The organism is Lichenicola cladoniae, from assembly GCF_013201075.1.
In the GTDB taxonomy this organism is placed as follows: Bacteria; Pseudomonadota; Alphaproteobacteria; order Acetobacterales; family Acetobacteraceae; genus Lichenicola; species Lichenicola cladoniae.
Window position 1 is genome coordinate 1314953 of the sequence record NZ_CP053708.1, and the last position, 20272, is coordinate 1335224.

The 20272-nt window shown below is 68.7% G+C and carries 20 protein-coding genes and 1 pseudogene; 14 read left to right on the plus strand and 7 right to left on the minus strand.

Features of this window, described 5'->3' with window-relative positions; genetic code table 11:
* Positions 1–8: 8 nt before the first annotated feature.
* A complete protein-coding gene (locus HN018_RS06015) occupies positions 9–3026 on the minus strand; it encodes a ligand-binding sensor domain-containing diguanylate cyclase (protein WP_171834648.1) in 3018 nt (1005 codons plus the stop codon).
* Between the two features lie 192 nt (positions 3027–3218).
* Positions 3219–3581 (minus strand): hypothetical protein, encoded by a 363-nt coding sequence (locus HN018_RS06020; RefSeq protein WP_171834649.1) that lies wholly within the window; start codon positions 3579–3581, stop codon positions 3219–3221.
* Positions 3582–3764: 183 nt separating this feature from the next.
* On the opposite strand from HN018_RS06020, the gene HN018_RS06025 reads away from it, so the two are divergent.
* The 10 genes from HN018_RS06025 (at position 3765) to HN018_RS06070 (ending at position 13352) form a co-directional block, all read left to right on the plus strand.
* Positions 3765–4211, plus strand: a complete 447-nt coding sequence (locus tag HN018_RS06025; protein WP_171834650.1) for a DNA polymerase III subunit chi — start codon at positions 3765–3767, stop codon at positions 4209–4211.
* Positions 4212–4230: 19 nt separating this feature from the next.
* Positions 4231–5232 carry a glycosyltransferase family 2 protein gene (locus HN018_RS06030; RefSeq protein WP_171834980.1) on the plus strand — a complete coding sequence of 334 codons (1002 nt, stop codon included), beginning with the start codon at positions 4231–4233 and terminating at the stop codon, positions 5230–5232.
* 26 nt (positions 5233–5258) lie between these two features.
* Positions 5259–5450 (plus strand): hypothetical protein, encoded by a 192-nt coding sequence (locus tag HN018_RS06035; protein WP_171834651.1) that lies wholly within the window; start codon positions 5259–5261, stop codon positions 5448–5450.
* A complete protein-coding gene (locus HN018_RS06040; RefSeq protein ID WP_239479051.1) occupies positions 5443–6303 on the plus strand; it encodes an aldo/keto reductase in 861 nt (286 codons plus the stop codon). The genes HN018_RS06035 and HN018_RS06040 overlap by 8 nt, the downstream gene beginning before the upstream one ends.
* A 2014-nt stretch (positions 6304–8317) precedes the next feature.
* The gene (locus HN018_RS29370) at positions 8318–8362 is read left to right on the plus strand and encodes a hypothetical protein (RefSeq protein WP_408886786.1); all 45 of its coding nucleotides are present in this window, start codon (positions 8318–8320) and stop codon (positions 8360–8362) included.
* A complete protein-coding gene (locus HN018_RS06050; protein ID WP_171834653.1) occupies positions 8359–9291 on the plus strand; it encodes a hypothetical protein in 933 nt (310 codons plus the stop codon). Before HN018_RS29370 ends, HN018_RS06050 begins: the two co-directional genes overlap by 4 nt.
* A complete protein-coding gene (locus HN018_RS06055; RefSeq protein WP_171834654.1) occupies positions 9288–9881 on the plus strand; it encodes a hypothetical protein in 594 nt (197 codons plus the stop codon). Before HN018_RS06050 ends, HN018_RS06055 begins: the two co-directional genes overlap by 4 nt.
* Positions 9878–11281: a hypothetical protein gene (locus tag HN018_RS06060; protein ID WP_171834655.1), complete on the plus strand. Its 1404-nt coding sequence runs from the start codon at positions 9878–9880 to the stop codon at positions 11279–11281. The genes HN018_RS06055 and HN018_RS06060 overlap by 4 nt, the downstream gene beginning before the upstream one ends.
* Positions 11278–12810, plus strand: a complete 1533-nt coding sequence (locus tag HN018_RS06065; protein WP_171834656.1) for an NADH-quinone oxidoreductase subunit D-related protein — start codon at positions 11278–11280, stop codon at positions 12808–12810. Before HN018_RS06060 ends, HN018_RS06065 begins: the two co-directional genes overlap by 4 nt.
* A complete protein-coding gene (locus HN018_RS06070) occupies positions 12807–13352 on the plus strand; it encodes an NADH-quinone oxidoreductase subunit B family protein (RefSeq protein ID WP_171834657.1) in 546 nt (181 codons plus the stop codon). The genes HN018_RS06065 and HN018_RS06070 overlap by 4 nt, the downstream gene beginning before the upstream one ends.
* On the opposite strand, the gene HN018_RS06075 is transcribed toward HN018_RS06070, so the two are convergent.
* Both HN018_RS06075 and HN018_RS06080 read right to left on the minus strand, forming a co-directional pair.
* Positions 13240–14175, minus strand: a complete 936-nt coding sequence (locus HN018_RS06075) for a CDP-alcohol phosphatidyltransferase family protein (protein WP_171834658.1) — start codon at positions 14173–14175, stop codon at positions 13240–13242. The two genes, HN018_RS06070 and HN018_RS06075, sit on opposite strands and share 113 nt — an antisense overlap.
* On the minus strand, positions 14162–14854 hold the full coding sequence (locus HN018_RS06080) for a phosphatidylserine decarboxylase (RefSeq protein ID WP_171834659.1): 693 nt from the start codon (positions 14852–14854) through the stop codon (positions 14162–14164). The genes HN018_RS06075 and HN018_RS06080 overlap by 14 nt, the downstream gene beginning before the upstream one ends.
* A 65-nt stretch (positions 14855–14919) precedes the next feature.
* Here HN018_RS06080 and HN018_RS06085 point away from each other — a divergent pair, with 65 nt between their 5' ends.
* On the plus strand, positions 14920–15405 hold the full coding sequence (locus tag HN018_RS06085; RefSeq protein WP_171834660.1) for a hypothetical protein: 486 nt from the start codon (positions 14920–14922) through the stop codon (positions 15403–15405).
* Here HN018_RS06085 and HN018_RS06090 read toward each other — a convergent pair whose 3' ends face one another.
* Positions 15406–16185 (minus strand): class I SAM-dependent methyltransferase, encoded by a 780-nt coding sequence (locus HN018_RS06090; protein ID WP_171834661.1) that lies wholly within the window; start codon positions 16183–16185, stop codon positions 15406–15408. It abuts the gene before it with no gap.
* A gap of 63 nt (positions 16186–16248) precedes the next feature.
* On the opposite strand from HN018_RS06090, the pseudogene gloB reads away from it, so the two are divergent.
* Both gloB and HN018_RS06100 read left to right on the plus strand, forming a co-directional pair.
* Positions 16249–16986, plus strand: a pseudogene (gene gloB / locus HN018_RS06095) (hydroxyacylglutathione hydrolase).
* A complete protein-coding gene (locus HN018_RS06100; protein WP_171834662.1) occupies positions 16986–17582 on the plus strand; it encodes a glutathione S-transferase N-terminal domain-containing protein in 597 nt (198 codons plus the stop codon). Before gloB ends, HN018_RS06100 begins: the two are co-directional and overlap by 1 nt.
* A gap of 77 nt (positions 17583–17659) precedes the next feature.
* On the opposite strand, the gene HN018_RS06105 is transcribed toward HN018_RS06100, so the two are convergent.
* Positions 17660–18715 (minus strand): NAD(P)-dependent alcohol dehydrogenase, encoded by a 1056-nt coding sequence (locus HN018_RS06105; RefSeq protein WP_171834663.1) that lies wholly within the window; start codon positions 18713–18715, stop codon positions 17660–17662.
* Positions 18716–18925: 210 nt separating this feature from the next.
* On the opposite strand from HN018_RS06105, the gene phaR reads away from it, so the two are divergent.
* Complete coding sequence (gene phaR / locus HN018_RS06110; RefSeq protein WP_239479053.1) at positions 18926–19585, plus strand: polyhydroxyalkanoate synthesis repressor PhaR; 660 nt, start codon at positions 18926–18928, stop codon at positions 19583–19585.
* Positions 19586–19588: 3 nt separating this feature from the next.
* On the opposite strand, the gene HN018_RS06115 is transcribed toward phaR, so the two are convergent.
* Positions 19589–20260, minus strand: a complete 672-nt coding sequence (locus tag HN018_RS06115) for a Fe2+-dependent dioxygenase (RefSeq protein ID WP_171834664.1) — start codon at positions 20258–20260, stop codon at positions 19589–19591.
* Positions 20261–20272: the final 12 nt, after the last annotated feature.

The window sequence follows — 20272 nt, forward strand, 5'->3', positions numbered from 1 at the left end:
TCGCCGGCTCAGACCGCTTTGGCGCGTCCCAGGTCAGGTTCGACTTCTATCCGGTCCCGGCCGGAATTCTTGGCGATGTAGAGATACTGGTCCGCACGCCTGAGCAGTGTCTCCGACGTATCGCCAGGGTGATACCACGCGACACCGATGCTGCAGGTTATCGCGATACTGCTGCCCTCGACGGGGATCGGCGCTGCGACCATCGCCTCGCGCAGCTGTTGTGTCCGCCCACCGGACGATCTCCTTTCGCTCGGCAGAATCAGCACCAGTTCCTCGCCGCCGTAACGGCCGGCGAACTCCCCGGTGTGCAGCGAGCTCTTCAGCCGCCGTGAGATCTCGCGCAGTACGTCGTCTCCACCCAGGTGGCCGAACCGGTCGTTGATCGACTTGAAATGGTCGAGGTCGAGGAGCGCGATCGCCAGCGGGGTGCTATCGCGGCGTGCCTGCTCGATCGCCTGGTCGAACGCCTGCATCGTGGCGGGCCGGTTGAGCAGACCGGTCAGACTGTCCCGCGTTGCCTGCTCGAATAACACCGCCCTGGCCTGCTCGATCTCGCTGGTCCGCTCCGCCACCAGAGCCTCGAGTTGCCGCTGCCGCCCGAGCAGGTAGCTGATCCGCAACCTCCAGATCGACACCGCCAGGGCACAGAAGGTGAAGGCGCATACGGTCAGGAACAGCCCGGTCCGCCACCATGGCGCCTGGACCATGATGTCGAACGAGATCGGTGCCGACGTTCGCCGCTTCAATGGATCGTAGGCCATCACGCTGAATGTCAGGTGGCCGGGCGGCAGCTCCGGATAGCGGACTTCGCGCTCGGCGGTGTCGACCCAGTCGCGATCGACGCCGGTCAGCCGGTAGCGGAACCGCACCGAGCGCTCGTCGCGATAATCGAGCGCGCTGAACCGCACGACCATCGGATCGTGAGACCACTTGACCGTTCCGGTTGGCAGCGTGCGGTGCCCGAGCAGCACCGAGGTGATCACCGGATGCAGCGGCAGCGACACCAGGACCGGACCGGGATCGAGCAGGTGCGAGATGCCATGTCCGGTGCCGAACCACAGCGAGCCATCCGGATCCTCGAACATCGAGCCTTCGTCGAGGTCGTTCGACAGCAGTCCGTCTTCCTCGTCCAGGTGGTGCCAACCCCGGTCGATGCTGCCTGCAATCCCGCTCTCATGGGGGTTCCAGATGTCGAGCCCGCGATCGCCGCCGACCCACATCCACCCGCGATGGTCCTGCCGCAGGAACAGGACGTTGTTGGAACCGAGCCGGGGGATCGCAATGGTGTCGGTCGACATGACGCGATCATGGTCGAGATGCAGCCGCTGTATCCCCGCGATACCGCTGCCGACCCAGAGGCTGCCATCGGTCGCGAACGCGAGCGCGCGCGGGCTCGGGTTGATCCCGGTCCCGACCGACAGCACGGTTCGTATGACGCCGCCGGCTTCCTGATGCAGAAGCTCATGGTCGGAAATCAGCCAGAGCGTGTCGTCCGGTCCCCGCGTTATGTCGCGGACCCGGCCCTGGACGCCGTCGACGCGCACCGGCGGCGTGGCCGGCATCGCATCGGGATCGTCCACCTTGTAGAGACCGTCATGCGTGCCGAACCAGAGGCTGCGCGGAACGCCTGCCCGGGGTGGGTCCGGGAATATCTCGTCGGTCGGAGGCAGGTTGGCGATCACCGCAACGACCCCGGTCGACGGGTCGAAGCGGCTCACGATCCCATCGAGCGTCGCGTGCCATACCCGCCCGAGCGGCGTGACGGCGACGGCGAACCCGGATCCGTTCAGATGTGTCAGTGATCGTGAGGATTGCTGGTTGGCAACCAGTGCGTCGGCACCACCTTCGGTCGCCGCCCAGAGCGGCCCGTTTCCCGAGCGTGACATCTGCCAGATCACGTTGTCCGACAGCCCGTCGTCGCGGGTCCAGTTCTCCCACTCGCCGACGCCCACCCCACGGAAGGCGCCCTGGTTGCGCACCGCGAACCAGAGCGAGCCTTCGCGGTCGAACATGATCGCGACGATCTCGCCCTCGGGAACGCCCTGAACCAGGTTGAGCGAACGCCACACACCGTCTTTGCGGATGAGCAGGCCGGTCCGGCCCTGGGTCAGCACGTGGCCGGAGGGGGCTTCGGTCAGCACCAGCCGGTCCGCGTGACCGGCATATCGCCCCGGTCCGCCCGGGATCTCCTCGATCGTGAACCGGCTGCCATCGGCCGCACGCCTGGCAATCAGGTCGAGGGACCGGGCCCAGATCGTTCCGTGGCGATCACGCAGGAAGGCGGCCCAGTGCCGCTTGGGCAAGCCATCGGACGGGCCGAAAACGGCGACGCTGCGGATCGTGCCGTCGTTGGTCGCGACAATGTGACAGGCCTGTCCGTCGCCGCAGCCGAGCCAGAACCCGTCGGAGGTGATGGTGACCGAGACGATATGAGCCAGCGCCGGGTCGTGCGCGATCATCGCCGGGGTGAAGAAGGCGGTCAGTTTCGGAATGGTGCCGGGCGCATCCCCGGGGTTGGTTCGCGCGATACGAAGCTGCCCGCGCTCGACCAGGAGAAGGTCGTTGCCGAGCATCGCTCCCGCGTGGGCCGCGTCGATCTCGATCGGGCCGGTATCGCTCCTCAGTGCCGTAAAGTGTCCCCGCGCGAACGGGTCGAGCGGCCTTGCCAGTTCGGAGACGTAGACGGCGTTGCTGAACACGACGAACAGCCGCCCATCCGCGGCGACCTCCATGTCGTAGACGATGCCCTGGCCCGGCAGCCCCTGCTCGGTGCCGAACAGCTGGAATTCGCGTCCGTCGTAGCGTGCGGCGCCGTTCTCGGTGCAGACCAGAACGAAACCCGACCGGTCCTGATTCAGGCATTGCAGGCCAAGGTTCGACAGGCCCTGGTCCTGTGAATACTGGCGAAAGGTCAGCCGTTGCGCCCGTGCCGCCGGGCTGCTGGCGAGCATGACCATGATCGGCAGCAACAGGAATGCGACCCAACGCCAGACCCGCGCAGCCGGTCCGAACGAACCTCTGTTCATCTGGTTCACGCGCACGTGTTCGACTGGTCCGGCATCATCTCGGGGCAGGTCCGGGCACATCGGCAGGGCAGTTCGCATCGTCTCTAAGTATCAGGACGGTGCATAGCTGAAACGATAAATTAACGCGACTGGCGGCCGAGCCTGGCGGTCGGACACACGCAAGATGCCGGCCGGGTCGCCAGTCGGCGAATATCAGCCGTTATCCGGCTTGGGCGTATCGGAGCCAGGCGCCGGACGGCTGCCGGGCTTGACTGGAGCGTCGGGGATCGGTGCGACCTGATCCCGCACCTGGTTCGGTCCGTTCGGAAGCCGCTCGGAGGGCGGGATCTTCTGCGCGGTCGCCGGTGCCGGCTGCTCGGGGCTCGTCTTGACCGAATGTGCCTTGTGCGTCCTGGTATAACCGGTCACGCGCTGCCCGCTGGTCACTTCGGTTTCGGGCGCCGAATCGGGGCTGGCCGGGTTGGCCCATGCCGCAATCGCGATTGTCTGCGACAACAGGGGTGCCGCAATCAGCAGTGCAGCACTCGCCAAACGGATGCCGGACGGGTTTAACATGATCTTTTTCCTCTGGCGGAGCCCTGGTGACCGGTTTTGGTCCCTGCGCGAGCAGGGCGGACTTGGCGGACGTAACACGGCTGACATGGCGGAAGTTCGGCACGGACGGGGCAGACGCGTGGCGATCGTCGGGTCGCTGGGGCGCGCCGTGTATTCCGGCCCGCGTGCGGGGGCGGGCCTGCGATGACCGAGATCGGCTTCTACCACCTCACCCGCACGTCCGCCGAAGACACCCTCCCGGCTTTGCTCGGCCGTACGCTGGCCGCCGGCAAGCGTGCGCTGGTGCGTTGCCACGACGCCGCCCGGGTCGAGGCGCTCGACGCCGCACTCTGGCGGGCGCCCGAGCCGATCTGGCTGCCGCACGGAACAGCCAAGATGGGCGATGCGCCGTTGCAGCCGATCTGGATCACCAGCGACGACGAGGTTCCGAACGGCGCCACCTACCTGTTCCTGCTCGACGGGGTGCAGGTCGCCGATATCGAGACATTTGAGCGGTCGTTCGACCTGTTCGACGGCAACGAGCCGGACGCCGTCGCTGCCGCCAGGCGGCGCTGGACCGAGGCCAAGGCTGCCGGACACACGCTTGCCTACTGGAGACAGGAACCGAAAGGCTGGGTCCGTGCCGGCTGACGTCGAGGCGTTCGTCGCCATGCCAGCCCGGTCTGTCCTGACCGTCGTCGTCCCGTGTTTCAACGAGAGTGCTGGGCTGCTCGATTTCCACGAGCGCCTCTCCGCGGTCATGTCGGCGATCGGCGAAAGCTGGGACGTACTCTACGTGAACGACGGCAGCCGCGACCGGACGCTGCCGTTGATCGAGGCGCTTACCGTGCGCGACCCGCATGCCGGCCTGCTCAACCTGTCGCGCAATTTCGGCAAGGAGATCGCGCTGACCGCCGGCCTGGACCATGCCTCGGCAACCGGCGCGGTGATCGTGATCGACGCCGACCTGCAGGACCCGCCCGAGGTGATTCCATCGCTGGTGGCGCAATGGCGGCAGGGCTTCGAGATGGTTTATGCCCAGCGTGCGGCCCGTTCCGGCGACAGCTGGACCAAGCGTACCACCGCGCATGGCTTCTACCTGCTCATGCAGCGTCTCGGCGGGCGCGTGCTGCTTCCGCGGGATACCGGTGATTTCCGGCTGATCGGACGGCGGGCGCTCGATGCATTGCTGCAGCTCCGCGAGCATCATCGCTTCATGAAGGGCCTGTTCGCATGGGTGGGCTTTCCCAGCGTCGCCGTCTCCTATGACCGGGCGGCCCGGACGGCGGGCGAGTCGAGCTGGAACTACTGGTCGCTGTGGAATCTGGCGATCGAGGGCATCACCGCCTTCACCGTGGTCCCGCTCAAGATCGCCACCTATGCCGGCCTGCTGGTCGCGCTGTTCGCGCTGCTGTTCGGCGGCCAGCTGGTCATACGCACCATGATGTTCGGCAACCATGTCCCCGGTTATCCAAGCCTCATGGCCGTGGTGCTGTTCCTGGGTGGCGTGCAGCTGATGACGCTGGGCGTGATCGGGGAGTATCTCGGCCGCATCTTCAACGAGACCAAGCATCGGCCACTCTATTTGGTCGAGCGCTACAGCGCTGCCGGTCTGCTGGAGCGCTACGGCGCCGCTGGTCCGCCGCAACCGAACGCCGGCCAGGAGGTTTGACTGTCGCCACAGATGGGAAGCGGACGATGGCCGATAGCAATGACAAGGGCCTCACGACCACGGGTGAGCCGCCGAAATCGCACGAGGACGTCAACCAGCCGGGCATGACCAACGGCGTTCCGGACAAGATGAAGCAGGGTGAGGCGCTGGGCTCGCCGTCGTCCGATCGAATCGAGGGTGAGACCGCCGGCCATTCCGACGAACCGGACCATGGCTGAAACGCAGATGACGCCGCTGCGCCAGGTCAGGCTGGCCGACGGGTCGCATGTGCCGTGCCTGGGCCAGGGCACCTGGCGGATGGGCGAGGACCGGGGTCGTCGCAAGGCCGAGATCGAGAGCCTGAGGCTCGGCATCGAACTCGGCCTCGGCGTGATCGACACGGCCGAGATGTACGGCGACGGTACGTCCGAGGAGCTGGTCGCCGAGGCGATCGCCGGGGTGCGCGACGAGGTCTATCTGGTGACCAAGGTGCTGCCGTCGAACGCCACCCGGTCCGGAATACCGGCCGCGTGCGCGCACAGCCTGAAGCGGCTCAAGGTCGAGCAGATCGATCTCTACCTTCTGCACTGGCGCGGCGGCACGCCATTGGCCGAGACCGTCGAGGCGTTCGACGCGCTGCAATCCAAGGGTCTGATCCGGCACTGGGGTGTGTCCAACTTCGACGTCGATGACATGTGCGACTTTGCCGGCCTGGCCAGGCCCGGCGCCTGCATGACCGACCAGGTGCTCTACAATCTGGAGTATCGCGGCATCGAGCATGACCTGATCCCCTATTCGGTGGAGCATGGCATCCCGCTGATGGCGTATTCGCCGGTCGGGCAGGGCGGCAAGCTGCTGCGCTCGCCGGCCCTGGCCGGCGTGGCACAACGGCACCAGGCGACGCCGGCCCAGGTGGCCGTCGCCTGGACGCTCCGGCTTCCCAACGTGATCAGCATTCCCAAGGCCGGCGATGTCGCCCACCTGCGCGAGAATGCCGCCGCCGCATCCCTGGTGCTGACGCAGGAGGACCTGGCCGAACTGGACCGGGCGTTTGCGCCACCGTCCCGCAAGGTGCCACTCGCAATGCTTTGACGCGGACGAAACCCGGCCGGGCGATGGAGAATCGTCCCGGCCGGGCTGGTCCTCTTTCGTGCCGACAGCGTAATCTCACGGCCAGCGACGCCTTTCCGCCCGCACGCAGCCGCAAGAGGTGAGCCTGAGTCTCCTGATCCTCGTCGGCCTCGTCCTGGTCATGCTGGCCCTGGCGGCATCCGGCACGCTCGGCGTGTTCCGGCCGGCTTCATCCGATCCGATACCGCGGACCCTGCTTCCAGGACTTGGATCCATTATGGCCGCGTCGGGCTTGCTCGGCGGCAGCAGTTCCTCCGGCCTGCCGCTTCCGGTCGGGTTCGAAGGCGGCAGCGGTGGCCTGGAACTAGACGCGCTATCGTGCATGTTCCTCCTGCTGGTGTTCCTGGCAGCGTTATTCGGAGAATGGTCGGCGGACATCGAGCGCAATGCCATGCCGATGCACCGCTTGCGTCTCGCCTGCATCGTCCTGACCCTGCTGGCGGGCGATGTGTTCCTGCTGGCGGTCGGTGGCGTTCTGTCGATCCTGACGATCGGGCGCGCGCCTGGGGCGCCGGGATGGCCGCGTCGCCGGGTCGTTTCCGCCTGCTGCCTGGTCGCGTCCTGTACCTTGATCGCCGGCGCCGGCACTCCGGCCGGCGCTCTGCTGCCCGATGCCGGGTTCCTGCTCCTGCGCGGCGAGACGGGCGCGATCGAAAACGGTGTCGGCAGCGTGCTGCTGCCGCTGCTGGTGGTCGGTGCGATCGGTCCGCTGCTCGGGTTGTTCCCCTGGGCCGGCTGGCAGCGCCGGCTCTGCGTGTCGGCGCCAGCCTCGGTTCCGGCACTTGCCAGCCTGCTTGGGCTGTTCCTCCTCCTGCGCCTGCTGCTCGATCTGGCCGGCACCGCGTCACCCGGCGGCTGGGGCCTGCTGCTGGTCGCGCTGGGCCTGATCACTAGCCTGTCCGCCGCACTCGCGGCCTTCACCGCCACCCGCCTGCGGGCCGCGTGCGGTGGGCTGCTTGCGCTACAGAACGGCCTCGTGGTGATCGCCGTCGGGATCTGCCTGCTGGCCCGGTCAGATGACCTGCCGCTGCTGGCAACCTCCGCGTCCGACGCGGTCATGCTGCTGATCCCGGTGCAGCTTCTGGCCGGCCTGGTGATGCTTCGGCTGGCACGAGCCGTGGAGGATGAGGCGGGCACCACCTTGCTGGGGCGTCTCGGCGGCCTGGCGACGGCCATGCCCCATGCTGCGCCGATCGTGCTCGCATCGGTCTCGTTCCTCGCCTTCATGCCGCCGGCGGGCGGGTTCGGCGGGTTGTGGCTGCTGCTGCAATCGACGCTCGCGGCCTGCCGGCTGGGCAACATGCCCCTGTCGGTCGGCGGTGCCGTCGGCACCGGCGGGATCGTGATCGCGGTCGCCATCTCGGTCGCCGCCTGGTTGCGGCTGGCGGCGATCGTCTTCCTCGGCCGCCCGCGCACGCCTCGTGGCGCAGCGGCGCAGGATATCCCGCGCACCCTGGCGATCGCGTCCATCGCACTGCTGGCGTTGCCGCTGCTGATCGGTCTGGTCCCCGGTGCCTGGCTGCGGCTCATGACCCAGGCAGCCCGGCTGGGTGCCCCGTCCGGCGACGCCGATCTGCCCATACTGGCGCTCGTATCCCCGGCGTCCGACAGTCTGCTGTGGCCTCTGCCGCTGGCGTTGATGTCGATCGCGTTGCTGGCCGCCTGTCACTGGACCGTACGGCGCCTGTCGGTCCGCCCGGAACGACGCGAGCCGGTGTGGGAGGGCGGGTTCGCGCCTCCTCCGGCCTGGCTGCCGTTCGGCGATCCGCTGACCCAGATTGGTCCCGCCGCGCTGCCGGGTGCCGTGCGGGCGGCCCTTACCGGTAGTTCGCCTTTGATCCGCCTGCCATCGGGAGCCTGGTTTCCGCGTCGCCCGGGTCGGGGCCTCGGTCCGCTGCTCGCGGCCTGCCGGCGTGCCAGCCTCGGCCTCGATCGCGCGCTCCGGCAAACGGGAGCGGCTTCGGCGCTGTTCCTGCTGGCGGCGACACTGGCGCTGTGCGGCTGGTGGCGGTTCTTATGAGTCCCGCGCTCGGCATTCTCCTCGGCACGGCATCGCTGCTGCTGCATTTGGCGCTCATGCTGGCGGCGGCGACGCTGACCGGGGTCGCGCCGGGGCGTACGGGCGCCGGCATGCCCCGCAGCATCGCCTCGCTGTCCGCGTCGATCCTGGCACCGATCCGGTCGCTGGCCGCCCTCATGCGCAAGGAGCCGGTTCGCGCGGCCAACGGCTCGCCGGTGCTGGTCCTGGCGCCGATCGTGGCGCTGGCGGCGACGCTCCTGGCGGCGATCCTGGTGCCCTCGTTCTGCATCGGCATGCTGACCGCGCCCTTCGCCGACCTGCCGATCATCCTGGCGCTGCTGGCGGTGGCGCGGGTCGCGGTGTTGCTGGGCGCGTTCGATGCAGGCATCGCCGGGCCGGGGCTGTCCGCGGTTTCGATCTCGGTACGGTCGCTGCTGGCGGTGCCGGCATGCGGCCTGGCGCTGTTCACCTTCGCGTTGGGTTCGGGCAGCACGAGCCTGGACGCCATACTGGGAGGCCTGAAGACCGGCTCGACCGGGCCGAACGCCGCGATGCTGCTGGCGGCGTCAAGCCTGGGACTCGCCGCGATCGCGGCCGGGGCCGACGAGGCAGGCCTGTCGGAACAGCGTTCCGGGCCCGACCTGGCGGTGTTCCGGTTCCAGCACGCGTTGCAGCGCCTGGTCTGGGTCGATCTGGTGACCGCCCTGCTGCTGCCGGACTCCCTCGCGGTGGCCCAGTCGAACCCCCTCTACTGGCTGTTGGGACTGCTCGGCTGGGCGCTGCGAGTGGGGGTCGGCTGCGTCGCACTCGGCCAGCTGCGCCGGTTCGGCGGGTTGCAGGGTGGGCGGGCACGCAGCCTGGCCGGGCTCGCGACGCTGCTGGCACTCCTGGCGCCGTTGCTGCTGCTGGTCGGGCGGATTGCCGAATGAGCCTCCTGCTGCCGGATGCATTGCTGGTGCTGTCGCTGCTGTTCGTGCGGCCGGCCGCTGCCCTGACCTGGCGCTGGCGGTTGCTGGCGCATGCGCTGCTGCTCGCGGCCTGCCTGCTGGAAGCGGCCCTGTCCGCACAACGACCCGAACTCGCGGTCGTCGGGATGCTGTCGGCGACGCTCGAGGCCGGGCTGGCCTGGTGGTTGCTGCGCGGCGAGCCCGATGAACCGGGCTTCCAGCCGCGCAGCGTCGCGTGGCTGGTGGCAGGACTGGTGCTGGTCGGCCTGTCGGTCCGGCTGCTGCCCGATGCGGCGCTGCTGCCGTTCCCTCGCGGCCTGATGTCGGCGTCGATCGCGATACTGCTGACCGGGCTGCTCGGCGCCCTGGCAGCTGATCGTGCGGTGGCGCGCTTCGGCTCGCTGCTTCTTGCCGGCAACGGGCTGGTGATGGCCGCGTGCGAGCTTCCGGGCATGACCCTCCTGTCGCTGGCCTGCATCCTGCTGATCCAGGCCGGCCTGTTCGCGAGCCTGCTGCAGGCCTGGGGTCGCGCCGTGCCGGGCCCACGCACCGGGCCTGGAGCCCCGCCGTGAGCGGTGCGATCCCGCCCGTGATCGTGTGGCCGCTGATCGCCGCCCTGCTGCTGGCCGCTCTGCCGGGGAAGGGCGGCCCCCGCGCTTACGTGGCCGTCGCCTTGGCCGGGTCGCTCGTGACGCTGCTGCTGTCGGTGCTGCAGGCTCTCTCATTGATGGATGCCGGGTCCGGCGGGCTGTGGCTGCATGACCGGCTTGCGGTGGCACTCGCCTTGCCATTGTCCATTCCAGGCGTGCTGCTGACCGCGTCGCTGGTCGCCGGCGTGCCGTCGGCACCGGCCGATGGTTGGAAACGCCAGCTGGTCGCCGCCCAGCTCCTGAGCGCGGGCGCGATGATCGCGACGCGGGCGGACCCGCTGTTCCTGATGCTCGCCGGGTTCGTCGTGATGGCCGCCGCCGCTTCCATGCTGGTGCCGGACCGGGAGCATCACGCCTCTATCGCCATGCTCGCCGGAACGCTCCTCGCCGCCTGGCTGGGGGTTGCCCTGTTCACCGCCGGGCTCGGGGTCACGGCCGGATGGACCCGGCTCTCGGCGGGACCATCGGCGCTGCACCCGGCCGTGCGTCTGTTCGGCCTGCTGCTTTTGCTGCTGCCGATGATGCTGCTTGCCTGGATCGGATCGGCGTCGGCTGCCGGCAAGCCCACCCCCGATCCCGCGGACACCGACCGCATCGCCGGGCTCACCCTGTTGCCGATCCTGTTCGCGCTGCCGGCCCTCACCGTGGCCCTTCGCCTGCATGCCCTGCCCGAACTCGATCCGGTCCTGCTTCGGCTCGGCACTGGAGTTCAGGTGGCGGCCGGCCTGTTGATGATGGGGCTCGCCGTCTGCCTGCTGCCGGGCCGCAGGACGCTTGCAGGGCGCGTCACCCTGGCCGCGATGGTCCAGGTCGGGGCGGCGGCGGTCGGCATCGGGGTGGGCGGCACCGGGGGCGTTGCGGCGTCGTTGCTGATCCTCTCGTTCCTGTCGCTAGGTTTTCCGTTGGCGCTGTTGCCGCCATCGTCCGGGGCCGGGTCCATCATCCGCCGGGTGGCGGTGCTTTCGCTGGCCGGGCTGCCGCCCTTCGGCCCATTCGTTGCCACCTTTGTGCTGCTGCTGCGGTCGTTCGCGGACACGCCGATCCTGGCGGTCTCGGTGCTGGCGGCGTTCTGCGCCACGGCGATCGGGCTGTTGTCGTCGCTGCGTCGGGACGCACGTGACTCCGTGGCGATCGACCGGTCCGGCACGCGTGCGTCGCGGGCAGTCTCGCTCGCCTCGGGGTTCATCGTGCTGGCACTGCTTGCCCTGCTCGGCCTGGCCATGCCCTCGACCCTGTCCGGATGGCTGCTCGGCGTCTCCGAAACCTTCGGCGGCACACCCTGGCCGGTGCATGGCCCGGCGCCGCACGGGACTGCTTCATGAACCTGGTGCCGCGCCCGCCGCCGTCCGCGTCCGAGTTGATCCGCGCCGGAGCCGTGGTGCCGGCCCGACCCTGGCCGCGCTACAGGCTGGCCCCCGAGGCCTGGGCCGACCTGGCCGACCGGCTGGCGACGGATCCGTTGCGGCTCATCACCCTCTGGGCCGACGAGACGACCGTCCATGCCCTGTTCCTGGATGCCGATGGCGATCCGCTGGTCGCGTCGGTGCCGATCGAGCTGCGCCGGTACCTGGCCCTGTCGCCGGCGCGTCCGGCAGTCTCGCCGTGTGAGCGCATGATTCGCGACCTGTGGGGCGTCGAGGCGATCGGCGCGCTCGACCTGCGGCCCTGGCTCGATCATGGCAACTGGGGACTGACAGCGCCGCTGTCGCCGCGCCCGGGACCGGCCGTATGGCCACCGGAAGCCCCCGAATTCACCGCCATGCCCGAGGACGAGCGCACCGGCGCATTTCAGCTCGGGCTCGGCCCGGTCCAGTCGTTCGCGACCGGTCCGGTACATCTGCGGCTCACCCTGGACGGCGAGCGGATCGCCCGCCTGGAAGTCAGGCTCGGCTATGCCCATCGCGGCATCGTCCGGCTGCTGCGGAGCCGTACGCCGGCCGAGGCGGTGTCCCTGGTCGCCCGCATCGATGCGGAGACGACGGTCGCGCACCAGTCCGCGTTCGCGCGTGCCGTGGAAGCAGCCGGCGGGTGGCGGATCACCGCGCGTGCGGAAGCCTTGCGCGTCGTGATGGCCGAACTTGAACGATGCGCGGTGCATCTGCATCACCTGGCTCAGGTCGCGCGCCTGGTCGGGCTGGACCGGGCCGGCACCTCCGCAGGCTGGATGCGCCAGACCGTGCTGGCCGGAAGCGCCGCGGCGTTCGGGCACCGCATGATGATGGGTGCGATCGTGCCCGGCGGCCTTGCCGACGCCCCGGCCGAGACCGGACTGGCGGCTCTTCCGGCAGTGCTGGATCGCCTCGAGGCAGCGTTGCCCGGCCTGGCGCAGGCGTTCCGAAGCGGGGCGAACCGCCTGTCCGGCCGTGCCGGGATCCGCGCGTCGGTCGCCGCGAACTGCGTGCTCGGGGGGCCCTCCGGACGCGCATCGGGTCATCCGCTCGACGTGCATGTTCTGCCGCCGCTTCATCTGGAGGCCGCGCCGGTCGCGCGGCTGCAGGCCGGGGACGCGGAGGCGCGCTGCCGGATCAGGCTGGACGAGATCGCCCGCAGCCTGATGCTGGCGCGTCGTCTGCTGCTGGCGGATCCGGCCGGCCCGGTGCATCGCGATCCGCTGCCGGACCAGGACCTGTTCGAGCCGGCCTCCGAAGGTTTTGGTGTCGCGGAGTCGGCGCATGGCCCAGTCTGGTACTGGATCAGGATCGAGTCCGGCCGGATCTCGGCGCTGCACATCCACGATCCCGGCCTGGCCCTGTGGCTGGCGCTGGAACAGGCGGCACCGGGCCTCGAACTCGACGGGTTGCGGCTGTTGTGCCGATCGCTGGGACTCTCGGTATCTGGAGCGGACCTATGACCGGACCAACGGACCGGACTGTCAGCCCGATCCGGGCGGTGCTGCATCTGGATGGTGGCGGTTGCGGCGGCTGCGCGCTCGAGGTGGCGGCGCTGAGCGGGTCCGCCCGGGCCCTGCGCGACGCGGGTCTGACACTGGTCGACAGCCCGCGCCAGGCCGACCTGCTGCTGGTCAGCGGCACGGTGACGCGCAACCTGCTGCAGGCGGTGGATGCTGCCTGGACCGCCATGGCGGAGCCGAAATACCTGGTCGCCATCGGCGCCTGCGCGATGGATGGCGGCCCGTTCCGGGACAGCTACGCGGTTGCGGGCGGGATCGGTGCGCGGCTGCCGGTCGCGCTGGCGATCCCGGGGTGCCCGCCATCGCCCGACGCGATCCTCGATGGGCTGGCCATGCTGATGTCGGCGCTCGACGGCGCCGCCGAGGCTCCTACGAAACCGGACCCGCGGCCGGCGACGCCGGAGCGAACGGATCCGCCGCCTCTTCAGGCACTTCTTCCTGCAGCGCCAGGGCATCCGCGCGTAGGCGGCGATGGCTCCTGAGGCTGAACGGGATCATCACGACATAGATCAACCCGGCGGCCGCGAACGCCGCCCACGGATCGGCGACCAGCACGGCCGCGAACGCACCGGTGCCGAGCAGCATCGGCAGCACGAATTGCGCCGGAACCTTGAAGTTCTTGAAGCTCCAGAGCGGCAGGGTGGAGACCGAGAGGAAGGCGACCGCGATCAGGATCGGCGCCACCAGCAGCGGATGGCGTGACGCGACATAGAGCCAGGGCATGCCGAGCTTGTGCGCTTCCAGGCCGATGAACAGCGGGAACAGGGCCAGGCCGGCACCCGCCGGGGCAGGAACGCCGGTGAAGAAGTTGGCGGCATAGGTCGGGGGCTGGGTCGGTCCGGCGATGCCGGCGTTGAACCGTGCCAGCCGCAGCGCCATGCAGACTGCATACATGATGCACGGCAGGAAGCCGTAGCGGCCGCCATCCTGCAGCGCCCACAGATACATGATGAAGGCCGGCGCGATACCGAAGCACAGGAAGTCGGACAGGCTGTCGAACTCGGCGCCGAACCGGCTGGTGGCCCGCAGCAGGCGGGCGATGCGGCCGTCCAGCCCGTCGATGAAGCCGGCGATGACCAGGGCGCCCGCGGCCTGGCCGAAGCGCCCATCGAGTGCGGAGTGCATGCCGGTCAGGCCGGCGCACAGGCCGAGCAGCGTCAGGATGTTCGGGATCAGCCGGTTGAATGACTGGCCGCGGAACCGGGGACGCGCGCGCTTGCCCAGGCGGCGCAACCGGCGCAGCCGTCGCGGCGGCGCGCCCGGCGTCCGGCCGGGTAATGGGTCGAAGGGTTCAGAGGCGGGCAAGCACGGTCTCGCCGCCGATCATCGTCTGCCCGACCCGCACCAGCGGCTCGACCCCGTGCGGCAGGTAGAGATCGGTCCGGCTGCCGAACCGGATGATCCCGAACCGCTCGCCGATGGTGAAGAAGGCGCCTTCCTTGGCATGGCACAGGATGCGCCGCGCGATCAGGCCGGCGATCTGCACCACGGCCATGGTGCGGCCGTCGGCGAGACGCAGCGCCAGGCCATTGCGCTCGTTCAGGTCGCTGGCCTTGTCGACGCTGGCGTTGAGGAACTGGCCCTTGTGATAGGCGATCCGGGTGACCTCGGCCGCGACCGGCATCCGGTTCACGTGCACGTCCAGCACCGAGAGGAAAATCGCGATGCGCCAGCGCGGCTCGATGCCGAGTCCGAGTTCCGCCGGCGGTGCCACCTGCCCGACCAGCACGACCTTGCCATCGGCAGGGGCTACGACGATTCCGGGCAGCAGCGACGGCAGCCGTTCCGGATCGCGAAAGAAATACAGGCAGAACAGGAAGAACACGAACGCCAGCACCGCGACCACCCAGGCGGTGGTGGAGGGCAACGCCAGCCCCAGCACCAGTCCGAGCACGGCAACGACACCCGAGACGATCAGGAATGGACGGCCAGCCGGATGCGGCGGGGCGAGCACGAGTTTGAGCGAGTGTGTGAAGGAGGACATCGGTCGCGGTTCATGGATGCTTCACCAAGTTCGGTCAAGTTGCGCGCATGGCGGGCTGGAGGGGCATGCAGGACATGGTTGGCAACGAGGCGGTATCGTTCGGGTCGTTCAGGGTCGACGACCTCGGCCGTATCTCGCTGGGCGACGGCACCCAGGGTGGCTTCGACTTCCAGTGGCGCGGCCGGCCGATCGCCTTGACCGTGCACGGGCTGGACACGTCGGGCGAGGGACCGTTCTCCGGCAGGAACCGTGCAGCCGCCTCGCCGTGCCGCATCCGGATGAGCGCGCAGGTCGGGCGCGTACCGAGTACCGCGGTCGCGGCCGCCCGGCGTCCGGACGCATTCCGGCTGACCACCGCCCTGTCCGGCCTGCAGCCGCACGGGTGGCTCGTGCGGCTGCTGCCGGACCACATGCTGCAGTTCCAGTCGGAGGAGCAGGCGCCGCTTCCCGCACTGATCGGCGAACTTCTGGTGTCCGCCACCCGGTTCACCCTGGCGCTTGCCCCGTATCTCGACCTGCTCGAGGAACACGGCGTCGGGATGAATGCCTGATTATCGCAGAGCTGCGTTATCCGCGTGGTCGACGTCGCTCTGGAGCACCCGGTCGGCACGGTTCCGGCTCGCCGGGACGGCACCCGCCGGCATCAGCACCGAGCGGAACCGCACCTGGCGTGCCGCAGGTGCGGCTGGGTGCGCTGCATACATGTCCTTGACCGCCTCGATCACCAGCACCCCAGCCAGCCGGGGCGTCAGGAAGCGGCCCGCCGACTCCAGCACCGGGCCCGCCCGCAGCACCGAACGCAGCGGGCTCGGCGGAAAATACAGCGCGCCCTGCAACTGTTCGACGCGGAACAGGCAGCGCTGCAGCAGCCGGGCGATCCGCCCGGTCGAGTACGGCGTGCCATCGGCAAACGGCGTCGCCTCGATATGGGCCCAGAGCCCGGTCCGGTTCGGCACCACGATCAGCAGGCGTCCGTCATTGCGCAGCACCCGCCAGGCTGCATGCAGCATGCGCGGCGCGTGGGTCGCATTCTCCAGCGCATGGGTCATCAGCACGCGGTCGAAGGTCTGGTCCGGAAACGGCAGGGCATCGTCCTGCACCAGGCAGTCCGGCTGGAGCGGGGTCGCGGCGATGCTGGTGGATGCATCGATGCAGAGCCGGGCCTGATGGTGCCACAGCGGCAGGAACGGCGAGGCATGGCCGAGCCCGAGGATCGACTGGCCCTGCAGATCCGGCCAGATGCCCTGCAGGCGCCGGCGCAACTGGCCGGCGGCGACGCTGCCACGCCTACGCGAATAGAAGTCCGCCACGGTCTGGACGTCGTCGAGCATCGTGCGGATATAGCATGCCGCCGGGGAACCACGATGCCCGCGGATTTGATCGGAGTCTCTTACATGTCGTCGCCAGGATCCCTGACCGTTTCGCCGATCCCGATCCTGTCCGACAACTACGCATGGCGGCTTAGCGATACATCCTCCGGTGCCGTCGCGGTGGTCGATCCGGCCGACGCCGACGCGGTGATCGCCAGCCTCGAACGGTAGGGCGGCCGGCTCGACCTGGTGCTGCTGACCCACCATCACTCGGACCACATTGCCGGCGCCGAGCGGGTGGCGCGGCATTTCGGCGCCCAGATGGTCGGGGCCGCCAAGGATGCGGCTCGCCTGCCGCCGCTCGACATCGCTCTGTCCGAAGGCAACCACATCAGGCTCGGCGACACCGTCGGCGAGATCATCGAGACGCCGGGTCATACGCGAGGGCACATCTCCTATTTCTTCGGGGACGGTCCGGTCCTGTTCTGCGGAGACACGCTGTTCAGCCTGGGCTGCGGCAGGTTGCTCGAAGGCACGCCGGCCGAGATGTTCTCCAGCCTGCAGCGGCTAGCCCTGCTGCCGGACGATACGCTGATCTGCTGCGGCCACGAATATACCGAGAGCAATGCGCGGTTTGCCCTCTCGGTCGATCCGGGCCGGGTTGCCCTGCAGGACCGTGCACGCGAGGTCAGGGACCTGCGTGCGAAGGGCTTGCCGACCTTGCCCGTCCGCCTCGGCCTCGAACGGGACACGAACCTGTTTCTGATGGCCCGTGACATTCCCGCCCTCGCCGCACTGCGCGCCGGAAAAGATAATTTCTGATGAAGTTGCTCTACTCCCGCACCAGCCCGTTCTCGCGCAAGGTCCGTGCCTGTGCCGCCGTCCTCGGGATCAAACAGCGGATCGCGCTGGTCGAAGTCAATTCGACTCAGTCGCCGCGTGAGCTGACCGGCACCAATCCGTTGGGCAAGGTCCCGACCCTCATCACCGCCGATGGGTTCGCGATCTTCGACAGTCCGGTGATCTGCGAATACCTGAACGATTCGAGCGAAGACATGCCGATCATCCCGGCAAGCGGCGCGCCGCGATGGCTCTGCCTGCGTCTGCAGGCAATAGGCGATGGACTGATGGACGCCGCCTCGGTCCGGCGGCAATTGCTGGTCGTTGGTGGCCTTGAGGCCGATCATCCGCTACCCGAGCGGCAGCGAGCCACTGTCATGCGGACGCTGGATGTTCTCGAGCGTGAACGACCAAGCCTGCATATCGATGTCGGCGTGCTCTCGATCGCCTGCGGCCTCGGCTATCTCGATTTTCGTTTCGCCGGCGAAGACTGGCGCGCGGAGCATCCGAGGCTGGCCGAATGGCATGCGGCGATCTCGGAGCATGACTGCATGAGATCGACCGCACACGGCTCGTAACCCGGCCGGCGGCAGCGGGCCCGGATGTGGGTCGCTGCCGCCGGTGTCAGGACACCATCAGTTTCAGGCAGCCAGCTTCAGGCGGCGAGGGACTGCATGTCGATCACGAAGCGATACTTCACGTCGCTGGAAATGACGCGCTCGTAGGCCTCGTTGATCTGGTCGATCGAGATCATCTCGATATCCGAGACGATGTTATGCTTGGCGCAGAAATCGAGCATCTCCTGCGTCTCGGCGATGCCGCCGATCAGCGAGCCGGCAAAGCTCTTGCGCGACATGATCAGGTTGAAGGCCGCGACCGGAAGCGGCTCCGGCGGCGCGCCGACCTGCACCAGGGTGCCATCGCGCTTGAGCACGGCGAGATAGGCATTGATGTCGTGCTGGGCGGAAACACAGTCGAGCACGAAGTCGAACGTGTTCGCCTGGGACGCCATCTGGTCGGCATCCTTGGAGATGACGACGTGGTGCGCACCCAGCCGCTTCGCATCCTCGGCCTTGTTCGGGCTGGTGGTGAACAGCGTCACTTCGGCGCCCATCGCATGCGCGATCTTCAGGCCCATGTGGCCGAGCCCGCCCAGGCCGACGATGCCGACCTTCGAGCCGGGTCCGACTTTCCAGTGGCGCAGCGGCGAATAGGTGGTGATGCCGGCGCACAGCAGCGGCGCGACGGCGGCAAGCTCGAGTCCCGTAGGCACGCGGAGCACGAAGCCCTGGTCGACCACGATGCTCTTGGAGTAGCCGCCGTAGGTGAACATGCCGGGGGTCTTCTTGTCCGGCGCCGCGTAGGTGCCGGTGAAGCCGCCATCCTCGCAATACTGCTCGAGTCCCGCGGTGCAGCTCGGGCAATGACGGCAGCTATCGACCATGCAGCCGACGCCGGCGAGATCGCCGACCTTGAACTGGCTGACCTCGGAGCCGACCGCGACGACCTTGCCGACGATTTCATGACCCGGGACGACCGGGAAGTCGTGGTTGTTCCACTCGCCGCGGGCGGTATGGATGTCGGAATGGCAGATGCCGCAATAGAGGATGTCGATCTGGACGTCGTTCGGGCCGGGATCGCGGCGCTCGAACGAGAAGGGTGCCAAGGGCGAGGTCGGCGTCTGCGCCGCATAGCCGTTGCATGCAAACATGAAGATCTCCTGGGGGAGTGGGAGCGGTGGGCACGACGGCCGAAGCTGGAAAGCGTGTCGTCGCTGTCGCGGGCGATAGATGGGCTGCCTTGCCCCCGGGAGACAAGGGGACAGTGCGACGGGCGCCAGCACCCAGGCGCGGAAGCGGCCCGGTCGCGGCCGGATGACGCGGATTTGCCCTCGCCTGCCGTCGTCATGCTATCCTCTTGCATGTCCACGATCGGGATGGAGGACCATTTGCCGGAAACCGATCGCCCGGTCGCGCCTGTCGTCATCAAAAAATACGCAAATCGCCGGCTCTACGACACCGAGAGCTCGATCTACATCACGCTCGACACGCTCGCCGAGATGGTGCGGAAGGGGCGGGATTTCGTCGTGTTCGATGCCAAGACCGGCGACGACATCACCCGCAGCGTGCTGACCCAGATCATCGTCGAGGAAGAGACCAAGGGCCGCAACATGCTGCCCACCGCCTTCCTGCGCCAGCTGATCAGCTTCTATGGCGACAGCATGCAGGGCCTGGTGCCGGGCTTTCTCGAGAACATCATGGAGCAGTTTTCCGCCCAGCAACGCCCCGGCGGCCAGGCTGCACCGGCTCCGGCGGCTACGAGCCAGCCGTCTGCAACGGGCCCGAAGCCGGCGACCTCATCGGCTTCCGACCCTGGCGCCAGGCCGGCAACGCCGATCATGGACCGGGCGAAAAGCCTGCTGACCCCGTTCTATCGGCCAGGCTCCAAGGACGGGACCGAGAAACCGGCATCCCCCGAAGTCTCCACCGTCGACGAAGCGACCCGCGTGGAGATCAAGAGCCTTCGTGCCGAGGTGGAACGCCTGAACCGCATCGTCGCCGCCCGCCCGGGTCAGGCCTGAACCTCAAAGCTCGGCCCAGCGCCTGACCAGATTGTGATAGGTCCCGGTCAGTGCGACCACCCGCTGGTCGTCCTCGATGTCGGCTGCAAATGATTGGATCGTGCGGTCGAGGTCGAACAGGATGCTGCGCTGTCCGTCGTCGCGGATCAGGCTCTGCAGCCAGAGCAGGGCACAGAACCGCTCGCCCCTGGTGACAGGCTCGACCCGGTGCAGGCTCGAGGACGGATACAGCACCATGTGTCCGGGCCGGAGCCGCACCTGCCGCGGTCCGAACACATCCTCGATCACCAGCGCGCCGCCGTCGTATTCGTCCAGCGGCGTCAGGAACAGGGTGGCGGACAGGTCGGTGCGCAGCGATCCGCCATGCCCATAGCGAATCGCGTTGTCGACATGCAGGTCGAACCGGTCGCCCGGCCGGTAGCGCGCAAACACCGGCGGGAACACCAGCTTCGGCAGTGCCGCCGCGACGAACAGCGGGATCCGCCCGAGCGAGGCGACCAGTTCCTCGCCGAGCCGCAAGGCGATCGGATCATCGGCCTCGAGCTGGGTGTTGTGCTTGGCGCGCGCCGACTGGTGGCCGGCGGTCGCGGTGCCGGAGGTCCAGCCGCGATCCTGGATGCGCAGCCTCAGTTCCGCTGCCTCGCCCGCCGACAGGACGGGGATCTCGATCAGCATGCGACCCGGCCC